10 protein-coding genes are annotated in these 14,976 nt (G+C 60.9%); 3 read left to right on the forward strand and 7 right to left on the reverse strand.

The window, feature by feature from the left end; all coding sequences use genetic code 11:
- Position 1 precedes the first annotated feature (1 nt).
- The 7 genes from N5C18_RS04720 to N5C18_RS04750 form a co-directional block, all read right to left on the reverse strand.
- Complete coding sequence (locus N5C18_RS04720; RefSeq protein ID WP_279943953.1) at positions 2–1,906, reverse strand: ATP-binding protein; 1,905 nt, start codon at positions 1,904–1,906, stop codon at positions 2–4.
- Positions 1,893–3,095 carry an SIR2 family protein gene (locus N5C18_RS04725; RefSeq protein WP_279943954.1) on the reverse strand — a complete coding sequence of 401 codons (1,203 nt, stop codon included), beginning with the start codon at positions 3,093–3,095 and terminating at the stop codon, positions 1,893–1,895. Before N5C18_RS04725 ends, N5C18_RS04720 begins: the two co-directional genes overlap by 14 nt.
- A 396-nt stretch (positions 3,096–3,491) precedes the next feature.
- Positions 3,492–4,622: a hypothetical protein gene (locus N5C18_RS04730; RefSeq protein ID WP_279943955.1), complete on the reverse strand. Its 1,131-nt coding sequence runs from the start codon at positions 4,620–4,622 to the stop codon at positions 3,492–3,494.
- Positions 4,619–5,251: a hypothetical protein gene (locus N5C18_RS04735; RefSeq protein ID WP_279943956.1), complete on the reverse strand. Its 633-nt coding sequence runs from the start codon at positions 5,249–5,251 to the stop codon at positions 4,619–4,621. The genes N5C18_RS04730 and N5C18_RS04735 overlap by 4 nt, the downstream gene beginning before the upstream one ends.
- A 311-nt stretch (positions 5,252–5,562) precedes the next feature.
- Positions 5,563–6,291, reverse strand: a complete 729-nt coding sequence (locus tag N5C18_RS04740) for a DUF4365 domain-containing protein (protein ID WP_279943957.1) — start codon at positions 6,289–6,291, stop codon at positions 5,563–5,565.
- 560 nt (positions 6,292–6,851) lie between these two features.
- A complete protein-coding gene (locus N5C18_RS04745) occupies positions 6,852–7,427 on the reverse strand; it encodes a DUF3313 family protein (protein WP_279943958.1) in 576 nt (191 codons plus the stop codon).
- 399 nt (positions 7,428–7,826) lie between these two features.
- The gene (locus N5C18_RS04750; RefSeq protein ID WP_279943960.1) at positions 7,827–9,005 is read right to left on the reverse strand and encodes an AraC family transcriptional regulator; all 1,179 of its coding nucleotides are present in this window, start codon (positions 9,003–9,005) and stop codon (positions 7,827–7,829) included.
- A 289-nt stretch (positions 9,006–9,294) separates the two neighbouring features.
- Here N5C18_RS04750 and N5C18_RS04755 point away from each other — a divergent pair, with 289 nt between their 5' ends.
- The 3 genes from N5C18_RS04755 to N5C18_RS04765 are packed head-to-tail and all read left to right on the forward strand — an operon-like array spanning position 9,295 to position 14,959.
- Positions 9,295–10,383, forward strand: a complete 1,089-nt coding sequence (locus tag N5C18_RS04755; RefSeq protein WP_279943961.1) for an efflux RND transporter periplasmic adaptor subunit — start codon at positions 9,295–9,297, stop codon at positions 10,381–10,383.
- Positions 10,380–13,427, forward strand: coding sequence for an efflux RND transporter permease subunit (locus N5C18_RS04760; RefSeq protein WP_033835671.1), 3,048 nt, complete (start codon positions 10,380–10,382; stop codon positions 13,425–13,427). The genes N5C18_RS04755 and N5C18_RS04760 overlap by 4 nt, the downstream gene beginning before the upstream one ends.
- Positions 13,424–14,959: a TolC family protein gene (locus N5C18_RS04765; protein WP_229295539.1), complete on the forward strand. Its 1,536-nt coding sequence runs from the start codon at positions 13,424–13,426 to the stop codon at positions 14,957–14,959. Before N5C18_RS04760 ends, N5C18_RS04765 begins: the two co-directional genes overlap by 4 nt.
- Positions 14,960–14,976: the final 17 nt, after the last annotated feature.

Below are 14,976 nucleotides of genomic sequence, written 5' to 3' on the forward strand. Positions count from 1 at the left end.
GTCATTCCTTCTTGGGTGGAGTGTGGACCGGGTTCTGCTGGAGCCAAGTCTCGACAAAATAGCGATAGTCTGCGGGGACATGGGCCTTCAGATTCCAACCGCCCGGCGTCATCGATTCTTCGGGCGCGACCTCGTCGCAGATCAGTGGATCTTGGCTGTCGGGACGACGATCGCGGGGCGGTGCCTGGATCATGGTGCGCATCGGCAATCGAACCGCTTCACCTAAGATGATCGCCTCACCGGTGCGCAGCACTGGCAACATACTTGTCAGGCCCTCAAGATTGTCCGAGAGCGCGCTGGTCACATGCGAGCGATCGGTGGAATTGCTCAACCGCATCGCGAAGAAGGTCCCGCACTGCGACAGGATCGTCGGGTTGATCTCAGCCGGGCGTTGGCTGACGATCATCGCGCCAATCCCATATTTGCGACCTTCCTTGACGATACGCTGCGTCGCGATCGAGGCCGCGCTGCTCCCGTCGTCGCCAAGATAGCTGTGTGCTTCCTCCATCACGACCAGAAGCGGACGCTCGCGCCCACCTTCCGACAGGTTCCGGGCCCAAAAGAGGCCGTCGTAGAGAACGCGCAGGATATTGCCGATGATGTCGTTCGTCACGGTCGAGGGGATGCCCGACAGGTCGAGGATGGTGATTGGCTTGTCGCTGCCGAGCCATTGGCCGACCAGGTCGGCAAGGGTCTTGGTCGTCTTGCCGTCAAGGTCGGGATGCCAGTCACCCGCCTTCAGCAAGAAATCGTAACGGGCGACGCGGAGCCGAGCACCCAACGCCTCGAGCGGTCCCCGGATGTTGAGGACGTCCGGAAGCCAATTGATCTTCTCCGGGTCGTTCGCCACACTTTTGACCTTACGAAAACGTGGCGGAATGCCGGCCTGGGCATCGCCCACGATTTTCGCGTTGGAGGCGTCAAGCTCATAGGCCCAGTTGGATTGATCCGCTGGGCTCGCGCCACCAGCACTGAGATAGGTGCCGAATTCCCTGCAATAGAGTCCGTACCAAAGCTTGTTGAGCGAGAAGGGAACCGGGCTGTCGGCGGTGATGCTAGCAGGGTCCACGCCGGCGATGGGCTGGACTGCGAGGCTCGCGATCTTTGCCGCGAGGATCTCCTCAAGGATGATGTTGCGGGCCTTGCCATCGGGCGGGAGACTCCCAAACGTCACCCGCAACAACTCGTCGAAACTCAGCGCCCAGAAGGGAATGCACAGCCGGTGTTCGTTGGCGTAGCGGGCGTCGGGGCTGATCTTGAAAATGTTCGCGCGATCGCCGAGCGCCTTGCCATATTCGCCGTGGAGATCGAGCACGACGATCCGCGCCGACGGAAAGCGGCTTTCGTCTGACAAGACATTCAAGAGCCCCGCGACCGTCGTCGACTTGCCCGAACCGGTTGTCCCGACCACGGCGCTGTGACGGGTCACCAACTTGTTGACGTCGACCAGCGCGTCAATCGACTCGCTGCCCGCGACATGACCGACGCGGACGAGGTGGTTCTGCTTGTCCGACCGGCCATAGATCGCCTGAAGATCGGCTTCGGAGACGAGATGGACCTCGTCCTCGAAGGTTGGATATTGCGAGATACCGCGCTGAAACCGGCCCGTCCGATAGCCCTCGCCGATCAGTTGGATCGTCATCCAGCGTAGGCCATTGGGCATCGAGAGAGCCGCCTTCTCGGGGACCGCACTTGCTCCCACCTGCGAGACGATGCCGTATAGATCGACATAACCGACCGGGATTTTGACGAAACTACCGATCTGGCCGATCTTGTGTCCTTGGCCCTGGACGAAGCTCAGGCCCGAGAAGCGGTCCGACGTCAAAGTGACGCTGACCGACGTGCCGCTGACGTCCTGGACCGTGCCGATGACGGTCGCCCGGTCGGCAATGTCAGGCCGGATCATTGCTCACCCCATCACCCGAAAGGCCACGCAACAGCATGCCGAGCGCGGCGAAGTCTCCGAGCCGCAGGGTAACCTTGTCTCCATCCTTAACGAGGATGCTGGACGGCAGCGCGAGATCATCGGTCCCTTCGCCCGACCACTCACCAAGCGTACGGCCGACGATCGCCTTGTCGAACCCTAGAAGGCTCAGATTGGGCGTCGCCAGCGCGCACTGGCGTGCAAGCTTGTAATTCTCCCACTCAAGCTCACCAAACACGCAAGCGAAGACATGTGCGGTCGGATTGGCCTCGAGGCTACGGCAGATGACGTCGTTGATATGCTCGTCTGCGAACGAATAGCCGCAGATGAACAGCAGCGATGACGGCGCGAGCAAGAAGGCCTTCAGGCGATCGAGCATCGCGAGATACGGCATCTTGCGGCTCTGGTCATACTTGAGGTGCGATGGGTAGATCAGATAACTCTGTTTGTCGGTCTTCTCGTCGCTGCGCACGACATCGGTCTTGCCTTCAAGACGCCAGTTGAGCGAGCCGTGGATCTTCCAGAGTCGGGTCCAGCGCGGCGGTAGCAAGCCCTCATCCTCGACCGCGCCAAGGTCGAAGAAGGCTTTTCGCGCGCCAATGAAGCCATCGAAATAGGGTGCCGAGCTCTCCTCGAGGGCCTGCTCCATCAATAGGTCGTAGTTGGTCGTGAAGAGATGGACCGGCCGTTCGCGACGGATCGAACGACTCCAGATCGCAAGGTTATGATAGGGGCTATCCTTGGCCGGAAGCTCGCGCCGAACCTCTTTGGAGATCACGTCGCAGACATTCGTGTCGAGAGCGATGAGCTCGGCGGCGGTCAGCCCACGCACATCGCCGGCGCCGGCGACACTCGCAAACACGCGGATGCGGCTGAGCAGGAGCTCAATATTACTACCATCGCCGCCGTCATCGGTCACGATCTTGACGATCTTGTCCCAGGTCGACGGGTTGGCGACGTCCTTGCTGGACAGTTGCTCCGCGATCACCTTCGTCAACCCCGCCACGTCCCAGATCAGAGGGTCGGTTACGGTCTTTCCGCCCTCCTCCCGTTCATTGACGCGGATCGACAGCGGACACCCCGCGCCAAGGAAGAAGCCTATCGGTTTGCGGTTCTGCGACAGGGCTTGTTGAATGAAGCTGATCTGACGAGCCGGATCATGTTTATGCATCTCGCCCCCTAGTATGCATTATGAAACATCACCTTTTGTCGAGCAATATAAGACAAAACTAGTTGCATTGACACCTGACCTGACCCAACCTGATCAGGTCTTTACCGATCACGTATTAGCGAACGAGGTATTCCGTCAGCGCGTGTGGTCTGACGATCAATGCTGAGGTGCACGCATCGGGCCGGTGAGCGGTCGGGCCAGAAGAGCTACCCCGAAGGCGCCCGTCAAGGCAGCGTCCTGCCCGCGCTAGTGACCATGACCGACCATCGGGCCGTGGTCATCGTGGTGGGCTACTTCCAAGCCGGCGCTGTCACCACCAACACGGCCACACACCTGTTTGATGGCCGCGCTCCGGGCCTCGGTCCTCGATGACACTACGGCAGGGGCGCGCCATTCTCATTGGACGATCAGTTGCTCCACCGCGCGGCGGCTGCTTTCCAGGCTTGGAGATTCCTGCAAGTACAGGACCGCATTCTGTTCCCGCGCCACCTGCCGCAACAATTTGTCCATTTCCATCGATAGTCGCCTCAGTGCGGTGACTTTCTCGGGCGTGTCCAGAATGCGCCGCGAGCCATCGGGCGTCATCAGCGCTTGAGCTTCTGCGGGATGGTGATAGCACCAATCCAAGTGCCGTTGCGTCTCCGCCAGGATGCCCAGCTCCCATTGCGCACCGGCGCGCAGCGCGGTCAGGTCCGCGTGATAGAGCAAGCCGGCGATCTCAAAGCTGGATAAACCGATCACCGTGCCCTCCTCTTCTGAATCGGCTTTGACGTTCTTGCACAGCCGGATAGCTTTGCGAAGGCTGCCGAACGCAACAACGTCTCGGTCTGACACCCGCTTGATATGGAGAAATGGCAGATTATCGATCGTGACGTTGTCGAACTTGTGGTAGATCGAGACGCCGCGATCATGTTCCAGGCCACTTAGCTGGTACTGCACCGTATCCCACCAGACCGCCGGGACGACATCTACAGGACGAGCCAGCGAGCCGCCGCTGAGCTTGATGGCCTTGGCGTTGGTCGTGTCCACGTCGACCGCCGGGAAGGCGGCGCGCAAGGCTGGCTCACTCATGCGACGTAGATCGCACAGCAACACTAACGTGTCGCGCAGCGGAGGGGAGTAATCGCCGCGCTGGGCCCGCACACCGGCCGGTGCGTAATACAACGAGCCTAGCCCGATCGTCAGCAGATCCACATCGCTGACGCCCCGAATGTGAACATTCAACGGCACAGAACCCTGCAAGCGGTAGGTGGTATTGAGCCCTTCGGCCGCTAACCGCTGCCGCAGTTGGTTTTCGACACGGTTGGCGGTCTCGACGCTGATACGCGTGTAGTCGGGGTCGACCTCCTGCATGGCACCCAAGGCGTAGCGGGTGAAGGGTTTGCCCCCGGCCCGTCGCTCATAGGCCTCCCCCAACACCTGCTTGCGCAGGATCTCAATCTGCTGATCCGTGGCCACGGCGGCGGCGCGGTCAGCGCCCGATCTCCTGGCGCGTAGCTTCTGGAGCCGTTGATCGATCGTGGTCATGGCTGGCGCCTCCAGCGCATTCGACCGTAGGTCGCACGTCCCCGTCCATTGAAGTAGTCGCCTTCGGCCTGCTGCTGGTCCGCGCTCACAGTCATGTCGCAGAAGCCCACGTGGTTAGCAAGCTCAGGCTGATCGATGCGTGCATCATTGCGATAGTTGTAAAACAGCCGGTAGCCACCAGCCTCATCGTGCATCAGTGCTGCGACCACACTGTCGGACCCGGATTGCTCGGTGGTCAAGCGGATGCGTAATCGATCCCAGCTCTGGGCGATGGACACGGTACCGGTCCAGTCTCGGGCCGACGCATTGTCTGCCCCGCCATACGAAGTACCCTCGCACCGCCACTGCCCCTGCAGATCGGGGACTTTTAGCAAGCCTGCTAGCCAAGGTATGCGCCAGAGATGCCGGTCGAATAGCCAATAGAGGATCAGGTACACGGTACCCGCTCCGATGAGTGCCATCACCGAGGGCGTCAGATGCGCAGGTAGGCCGTACCTTCCAGCTAGATCGATCACCCGCAGGACTAAGTAAACAATGCCCGCTGAAATGGCCGCCGCCGCTGTCCCCAAGTAGCGGCCAATCTTCGCTCGGCTGATCCCGTCCAGCAGGACGTACTCATGACTCCTCATGCCCTCTACCCCGCTCCTTGAACCCTCAAAACACCGCGCCACATTGGGCGCGCCCCTAACGTGATTGAGCAACTGTAGCCGGGGCCAGTCGCACGGACTGAGACAGGTGCCAGGGCTGTGGGGCCGGCGTTGAACGGGTCTGGGCGAACCTGCGGACACAATTACGCTCTGGGTCGGGCGCTGCCATGCCCTACCCCCGATAAATCTTCCTAATCCACCGCCCCTCCGGCCGCCGCTACCGCCAGTAGCGGGTGTTCAACTCCGGATTGCGCCGACTTGCACAACGAGTCCGGCTTGACCAATCGCTAGACCTACATGCCATTGACGCCATTTCTCCAACTCACCTCAGCATAGTTCCAGTAACGGTACATCTCACTTTTCATTCGCTCGATTTTTTTTGAAGAGAATTCGCTGATGCGCCAAGGGTAATGGCGACGAATTTCCTCTATTCTTGAAACAATGGATTCAAAGGTGTTGTTAACTTTGTGTATTTCATCCAATTCATCGCCAGAAATTGCGAACACATCCGAAGCAACTTGTCTTTTGTAGATGGCCTCTGCCTCAGTGATCAAATCTAAAATATCTTTGAAGTGATCTGGTGATGCTAAAGAGGAAATCTTGCTCGTTGCTTCAGGTTTCAATTCATCCTCAGATAAATTGAATGTGATTTTTCTAGATGCCCCACCTGTCGCGTAGGCTTCTGTCGCGCTGATCGGCTTCCAGTACACTTTCTCGTTCTTAAGGTCGACGCAGACGATTATGGTTGGGACTGAGAATCGCTGCCAGTAGTCGATATCTGAATCATCAACGTAGACATCGTGACGCTGTGATCCTGACAACTCTTGAAAGGACTTTATTTGAAGTTTGACCACGTTTCCTGTCGCGGAGAATTGCTGGTCACAAATCTCCAATTCTGCGTCGATGCCTAAATCGACGCTTTGAAGTCGACAAGGCCACTTTAGGGTTTGTGTAAACTTGTACGCCGCGAAATGCTCGCCAGCGTCGCCACTGATTGACCTCTTTGGGTACTGCTTTGCCATGTGAGTAGACCTGACTACCTGATAGCCGGATGCTTGGGTCCGGTTATTCGATTCATCCATAGCTCACCGCATGGTGGGCCATCCCCTTAATACAGCTAGATCTTAGGGCTATCGGCCACGGCGTACAAGCCAGCGAACCAGCCAGGACAGAGATCTGCCATTACTGCAAGCTCTCCGCTCCGGTAGAGGTTCAGATGCGCGCGACGGGACGGCACGTGCCCTCCCCTGCCCCCGATAAACATCCCTAACCGCCAGCTCGATCCGACGCAAGCTTTCGGACAAAAGGGCCTCTCTCAATCCAGCCAAGTTCCCATCGAAATAGATCAATTTTCCCGCATGTGCTTGAGCTCGCGAAGTAATCTGTCTGGAATCGCCAGCTCGGGCAGATCTGCAGGCGCTCCTACAAAGCACGATAGTGTCACTACTGAGAGTACCAAGACCGTCTCGCTTCGAGTCGCCAAGTCATACACCATCAATGCTTTGTCAGAGCCATAACAATGCATGTCAGTGTCCCACCACACCCAGAGAATGCTTTTCGACGGTGGCGAAGTACCAGGAACCTAGCGTGATCTCACCATCGGCGCAATGAACTCCACCGCCTCGACCGCGAACCGACCCGCAAGCGCCTTGGCGTGGCCGTCCGGCGTGTAGCTTTTTCGAATGTCCCTCATGTCGGCTTCGTCGGCGAGCAGTAGCAGTCCTACCTGCCTGCCGGTGCTTACGTCGATCGCCTCGATCTCAAGGGAAAGCCGCCCCTTGCTCACCGGCCCTATCAGAACCGATGTGGCAATGTTCAGGCCAGCAGAGGCCTCCTTCACAGAGGTGATCCTTGCAATCAGCAACAGACCCGCTCCCGAATCTTGCGCCCCGCTCCGGCCCAGGCGCCTGTCGATCTGACGCTGCAGCTGACTGCTTACGGCAGCCTTGAGGCGCTCGCCGACACCCGGGCTCAGCGTTTCAGCGACCTCTGGCATCAGCAGGACTGGTGCTAGAGTCACCGTCTGAAAGTGCCCATGCGAGCTGCCCACTGGCACGATCTCCATCCGGCGCTCCCCGTGGATGGTAAGACCTGCATACGTCTTGGCCTGGTTTGACCTGACCACATGCACCGCGTTACACGCGGTCAGCAACATCATTAGGATGCCTGCGACGATCCTTGGGACCCACTGCCGCCAGCGGTCCACTGCGTCGGGCTTAGCCAGCGGCGCTTTTCCCAGAATGGCAGATCGATGGATACCTGACGCAGGATCTAGGCATCGGGGATTCGCAGGGTGCATTGCTTTCGGAGCTTGTGTGGAGAAGAGTTAATCGAGTTCGAGCTGGCTGTCTGCGAAGCGCGCCTCGGCCATTCCAGGATGTCGGACATGGCGAACGCCAGGTACTGGCAAGACTGCTGCAATCATCAATGCAGTACGTGCCTCGGATCGAACAGCACGCATGACGCTGCCATGATGATCACGACAAGCTTCGCGAAGTCTGTGGGAATCGCGCTTCTGAGGAATCTGATACGGATGTCGAAACGGACTGAATGCTGTCTACCTGGATTCCCGGAACTCGGTTGGCAGGCAACCTGCCCAGCGCTTGAATGCGCGCCGGAATGCACGGGCGTCGGAATATCCAACCGCTTCCGCAATCTCGGCGATGCTCAACTCAGAGTTCAGCAGGAGATCACGGGCGCGTTCATACCTCGCTTCGTCCCGAATCTCCCGATAGCTGGAATCCTGGCGGCTCAGCCGGCGGCGGAGCGTTCTTTCGCTGACATTGATCAGGCTCGCAAGTTCGCTCTGCTTGGTCGTTGATTCGATATCACATCGAAGATGGCTAGACAGGGATTCAACAATCTCATTGCGGCCCCCTCGCGTTGGAAGAAGTGAATCCAACTGCTCTCGGACAATTCTTGAATTGACCCGATCGAAACCGGGCAAGCGCGCGCTCAGCCAATGTGAGTCTATGATCAGGCGATTGATGCCAGCATCGAAGCGGACAGGGCACTGGAAGAATCGTCGATAGACTTCAGGATCAGAGGGTTTGGGGAGTGAGAAATCAACCCTGAGTGGCGCGAATGATGGCCCAATCACGTATCTGCTGACCGCAACGAATCCGGCGAACGCGTCCTCGACCAGCACCGACTCCAGTTGAATGTCGAATCGTTTGAACCTGACTTCCATTCTCACTTCCCTTCCCACCTCCTCCACCGTGTGGATCAGCATCGAGCCGATGGCCTGCTGATGGGTGAGGCCGTACGTCAGTGCATCGCCGTAGGTCTCGCACGTGAGCATTGCCAATCCGGGTACCCCCCAAGAAATGGGCGTCTGTCTGGCCCCCAGTGCCAGGCCCAGCGCAGGCTCGCCCAGCAAACGCTCAGCCCGCATGAACAACTGGCGCATCTGCCGGTAGGACAGCCTCACGTCCCTCATTGATAGATCGCGATAAGTGAAGCCGAGCCCGCGGCATAGCTCTTCCGGAGAGAACCCCCGGTCCTCGACCAGGCCGAGGATTGCCCTCGCCCCGGTGGGCACTATCTCGGCAATCTGCGATTCGCTTGCGGCGTTTGGATCTTCAGAAGCTTGGAGAGCGACAGCATCCAGCGCGGCATCCTCGCCTGCGACAGGCCAGTCCATGAACGCCGGCAGATTCTTGGGGATAGGGGCCATCACGAATTCGAAAGGTAGTGCGACGCCCACATAGTCGGGCCGCGAGGGGACCTGTTTCAACGTGGCGGACACATTCTGGCCTTTTGGGTCCCCTGCCCGTCCTCCAATGTCCCCTTGAGAGCGCCGACAGTAACAACGTCCTCATGTCGCTGACCAGATTCAGGCGGGGGCGTCTCATGCCACAAGGGATCACCAGGTGCGCCATCTGTCCCAGTTGACCTGTTTGAGCCCCTGCGTGTCCACAACTGTCCTGTTCGGGGTGCAGGTGTCCCCCTAAATTTACGCCGCCTGCAGACCCGACGGCACCGAGCCGGTCTGTGGAACCGACCACCCATACAAGGAACCGAACGTGAAGACCCATATGACTCGGTCGTTGGTGCCTCGTCTCAGCGCACTGGCCATTGCCCTGTCCGTGATGACGGGATGCTCCGACACCCCGGAAAGCGCCGCGCCCGAAGCACGTACCGCGTACGTCGCATCCGTTCGACAGGCCACTGGCGATCAGCGCGCTTACATCGGCACCGTACGTGCCACGCAGCGAGGACAGCTGTCCTTCCCGGTTTCCGGAAAGGTCTCTGCAGTACTCGTTGAACCTGGCGATGTCGTAAAGAAGGGGCAGGTGCTAGCCCGCCTGGATCCTGTCCCCTTTGCAGCGCAGGAGGCGTCCGCTGCCGGCGACGTCGCACGCGCGCAGGCCGCATTGGACGAGGTCCAGCGTCGCGTTGAGCGACTCGATGTTGCGCAGAAGGCTGATGCGCTCAGCCCGGCGGAGATGACCGCCGCGAAGGCCGAACTGGCGGCTGCGAATGCGGCCGTCCGCAATGCCCGCGCGCAGCACGAGCTCGCCGGCTGGTCACAAGGGGAAGCCACGTTGAGGGCAACGTTTGACGGAGTCGTGGCTGCCCGGACCGTTGAAGTTGGACAGTCCGTGGGCCCGGGCGCTGTTGCCATCCAGGTCGATGGTGCAGGCCGCGAGCTGTCTGTCGCGATTCCGGGCACTGCTCCCCTGGCTGTTGGGCAGGTGGTCAATCTGATCAGCGGCTCGGACACCGTGGCGAGCAAGGTGCTCCGTGTCGATGGCCGCGTTGATGCTGGCGGCGTGCGTACCGCATACATCGCAGTGCCCGAGGCGGCGACCGTGGGCTCGACCTGGTCGGTCCGGATTTCTGGAACGGATGCAGGCCCAGCCAGGCTTCAAGTGCCATTTCGTGCTGTTCTGCCGTCTGCCGTTGGCGGTAAGGGGCAGGTGCTTCGGCTGGCAAAGGATGGCAAGACGACCGAACTTGCCGAGGTAAGCCTGGGTCAGTACCACGGCGACTGGATCGAAGTGAGCGGCCAGATTTCTGCAGGTCAGCGCGTCGTCGTTGCTGGGGCCAAGGCCATCCGCCCGGGCACCCAGATCAAGCCTGTCGACATGAAGATGGGATCAGAACAATGAGCCTCTCCTCATTCTCATTGGCGCGTCCCCGCCTGACCCTGCTGGCGATTGTGGCGGTCGTCCTTACCGGCCTCATTCTCGCCTTGGACTTCCCGTCCACTGAAGAGCCCCCCATCACCATTCGCACGGCGACGGTACTCAGCTTCATGCCGGGCGCCGGCGTGGACCGGGTCGAGCAGCTGGTCGCTCGCCCGATCGAGGAGAGCATTCGTGGCATGCCAGAGGTCAAGCGGATCCGGACGACTGTCCGTCCAGGCTTTGCGTTCACCTACGTTGATCTCTATCCCACCGTGGAATCGGAGAAAATTCCCATTGTGTGGCAACGGTTGCGCTCACGCATGGGGGACATCCAGAGCCAGCTTCCCGAGGGAACAATTGGTCCCGTTGTGGACGACGAATTCGGTCGGGTTGCGGTGATGACCATGGGCCTGACCGGCGACGGCTATAACGCAGGCGAGCTTCGGGCAGAAGCCCGCCGCCTGCGCGATGAGCTGTTCCGGCTGCCCGGGGTGGAGCGTGTCTCGCTGCACGGCGTGAGGGACGAGCAGGTCCAGATCATCCTGGACGTGCCTTCCCTGGCTGCGCGTGGGCTCAACCCCAATGTGATTGCCGATGCGGTTTCCAAGCGCAATGTCATTGCGCCGGCGGGTTACGTCGAGATCGGTGGTTCGGAGATTGCGCTCAACGTGAGCGGTGACGCCGACAACCCCTCCCAGCTGAAGAGTACGCCGATTCCGCTGCCGAAGGGTGGCTCGGTGCCTCTGGGCGCCCTTGCGCGAGTGGAACGGGTGACCCAGGACCCGCCGATGACGGGTGCATTCGTCAATGGCACGCCGGCCGTGGTGATAGCGGTCTCCATGGCACCAGGACTCAACGTAGTGAGCTTCGCCGATCTGCTGCGAGGCGACGTTGAACGGCTTTCGGAAACGCTGCCGGCCGGCATGCAGCTTGTCCAGATCACGGATCAGGCCGAGGTTGTTTCCACCCAGCTGCTGCGTGTTGCCAAGGTTTTCCTGGAGACCCTCGTCATCGTCATGGCGGTCGTCGTGCTATTCCTTGGAATGAGGACCGGCCTGATCGTCAGCGCCATCGTGCCGACCACGGTACTGGGAACGATGGCGATCATGAAGATCCTGAACATCGATCTGCACATGATCTCGGTGGGTGCCATCATCATCGCCCTGGGACTGTTCGTCGATAACGCGATTGTCGTTGCTGAGGACATGGAGCGGCGGCTCTCGTTGGGTGAGTCGCCGGACCAGGCTGCCGCTCACGCCGGCAGCACGATGTTCGTGCCGCTTCTGGTTTCTTCGCTGGCGATCATCTTGGCGTTCATGCCGCTTGCCATCTCCAGCACGGAAACAGGCGAGTACCTGCGCAGTCTGGGCATCGTGATGGCTATCGCGCTGCTGTTGTCGCTGGTCATCGGTGTTACCCTGATTCCGCTGCTGTGCAAGTACTTTGCCCATCACCATGCCGAACTCAGCCGCACCGCACGCGCGGTCGAGCGGCTGACGGGCTGGTACCGCGGCAAGGTCCGCTGGATCCTGGGGCACAAGGCCATCTACATCGGCGTCATGGTTGCACTGCTGGCAACCTCCGGCTGGTTGTTCACCACCGTCCCCAACGAGCTGATGCCGCCGTCCGAGCGCCATCAGCTGCAGATGGCCATCGAGCTGTCCCCGGATTCCAGCCCGGCCAATACGATGGCGGTTGCTCAACAGATCAGCAAGGTACTGGCCGACGAGAAGCTCGTTCCGGAGATCTCCAGCCACGCCCTGTACATGGGTGATGGTGGCCCACGCTTCATCCTGGCACTGAACCCGCCTACTCCCGCAGGACACCGCGCGTATGCCGTGCTGTCCCTTGCGAAGGGCGTCAAGCACGAGGCGGCCATTGAGCGGCTGCGTTCTGTGATGGCAACACACTTCCCGGATGTGCGGGTGGAGCCCAAGCGGTTCTCGATGGGGTCTTCGGATGCCGGCGTAGCGACGTTCCGCATCTCCAGCAGCGACGGCGCACATCGGATTGCCGCCGAGAAGCTGCTGCGCACGCTGCAGGACACGCCGGGGATGGTGGATGTATCCAGCGATGCCGAACGCCAGGTCGTCCAGCTTGATGTGGACGTCGATCAGCCCAAGGCCCAGGCCGCAGGCATCAGCAGCGCGGACATCGCAAAGAGCATGGACATGCTGCTGACCGGCGCAACGATCTCCCGTTATCGTGAGGGCGACACCGTTCTCCCGGTCATCCTCCGCGGAGAGGCGGCACTGCGCACGGATATCGGCCAGCTTGAGGCACTCCCGATCCAGAAGGCGGATGGCAGCGGAAGCGTGCCTCTGGGCCAGGTGGCCAAGCTTCGGTTGGCGCCGCAGCTGTCTTCAATCCAGCGAGTGAACCAGACGCGCGCGGTCACCGTGCTTGCAAAGAGCTCCGAGCTGACGGCCCAGGGGATCGCGGACAAGGTGGAGCCACTTCTTTCCGAATTCCGCAAGCAGGGCGTGCGGGTTGAACTCGGTGGCGAGATCGAAGAAAGCAAGAGTGCCAACGAAGGCATCGAGAAGCTGCTCCCGCTCTGCCTTGCTGCCATGTTCCTGTTGTTCGTATGGCAGTTCGAGAGCATCCGCAAGAGCCTGATCGTCCTGGCGAGCATTCCGTTCGTGGTCATCGGCGCGACCTTGGCACTCAAGCTGAGTGGCACCAGCCTGACCTTCATCGGAACACTGGGGCTGCTCGCACTTGCCGGCATCATCGTCAACAACGCGATTCTGCTCATCGATGCGATCGACGAAGGTCAGCGCGATGGCTTGCCTCCTCTCCAGGCCATTGAAGAGGCTGCGGCCAAGCGCCTGCGCCCCATCGTCATGACCAAGATGGTCTGCATTCTCGGCCTTGTCCCGCTGCTGCTGTTTGGCGGCTCCATGTGGACCAGCATGTCGATCGTGATGATCGGCGGCCTCGCCCTTGGAACGCTGATCACGCTGGGCCTCATTCCAGCGCTGTATGCCGCGCTCTACCGCATTCACCCGACCGAGGAGGCATGATCATGTCTATTGGAAATCGAGTTGCCTGCCTGTCGATTGCTGTGCTTGTGGCCCTGTCTTCTGGCTGCGCCTCTGTGGCCCCCAGGACCGAGATCCCTGACGCCGCAGCCCGGCATCATGTGGGCCAGGCCCCCACGCCGGCGGCGCTGGATGCGGATGTCCTGCCCGGGACGCCCAACAGGCAATGGTGGAAGGACTTCTCCGACCCCAACCTGGATGCGCTGGTCAGCCTGGCCATGCGCGGGAATCATGACCTGAAGTCTGCCCTTGCCGCCGTGGTGGAAGCGCGCGCACTGGCAGGCGCAGCGCGCAAGGACTATCTGCCGAGCGGTGCGCTGCAGGTCAAGGCCGAAGCCATGCAGTCCGCCCAGATCGAAGCGGATCCCTATCGACAGGATCTTCCCCGCCCCCCTTCACAGAGGCTGCTGTCCGCCGGACAGATGTTTTCCTGGGAACTGGACCTGTTTGGGCGCATTGGCACCGCCGCAGCCATGGCCGATCGCAAGGCCGATGCTGCGGCGGCTGACGCGAGGTCGGCTGCCGCAGTGCTCCAGGCCGAGGTTGCGAAGAACTACTTCCTGCTCAGGATGGACCAGATCAGCCTGTCCTCTCTTGAGCGGGAGGTTGGCCTCAGCGAGGCCCGCGTGGCGCGCGTGAAGGCCCGGTATGCGGCAGGGCTGGTCGATCGCAGGGTGGCACTTGCGGTCGAATCCGAACATGCCGAGCTGGTGGCGCAGGAGGCGGCAACCGTTACCCGGCTGCAGGCGGACAGGGCCGCATTGGCGGTTCTTGCGGGCCGCTCGCCGACCGCGCAGGATGACGCCTGGGAGGCGTTGCTGGCCCCGGCTCCACTGCCGGCCCCGCCGGATCTTGCATCGCTTGCGCAGCCGACCGACCTCCTGGCGCGGCGGCCGGACGTCGCCAAGGCCGATGCACTACTGCGAGCAAGCCTTGGCAACGTCGTACTCGCCGAGCGCGCGCACCTTCCGCGCCTCACGCTGAATGTTTTCGGCGGCATCCTTGCACCGTTCGGTTCGCTGGGCGATTCCAGTGCAAAGCGCTTCTCGGCCGGCCCGGAGCTTCAGTGGGAGTGGCTGAGCTTTGGCCGGAAGAAGGCCAGGGAGGAAGCCGCTCGCGCCGGCAGTGATCAGAACTGGCATGCCTTCGAGCAGACCGTGCTGACGGCGCTGAAGGAGAGTGAGGACTCCCTGCATGCGTGGACGAGTTCCCAGGTCAGGATGCAGCAGGCGGTAAATGCCGAGGCACTCAGCAGCAGATCTTCGGCCTATGCCTCTTCCCGCGTGGACGCCGGAATCGAGCCGAAGGATGCCGGCCTGCAGCAGCAGGCGCTGCACGAAAAGGCGCGCAGAGAGCTTGCGGCGGCACAGGCCGGGCTGCTGATGGCCCACGTGCAGGTGCAGCTGGCGCTGGGGGCATGGCAGCCCGAAAAGGGGGACCCTGAGATTGAAATCGGCAGGCCCATCGCTTCCCGGAAGAGCGCCGAAAGCGAAGCAGCCACGGCGCATCACTGACTGGCTCGAACGGCAAC

It is taken from the genome of Stenotrophomonas sp. GD03930 (genome assembly GCF_029839665.1).
Classification (GTDB): Bacteria; Pseudomonadota; Gammaproteobacteria; order Xanthomonadales; family Xanthomonadaceae; genus Stenotrophomonas; species Stenotrophomonas forensis.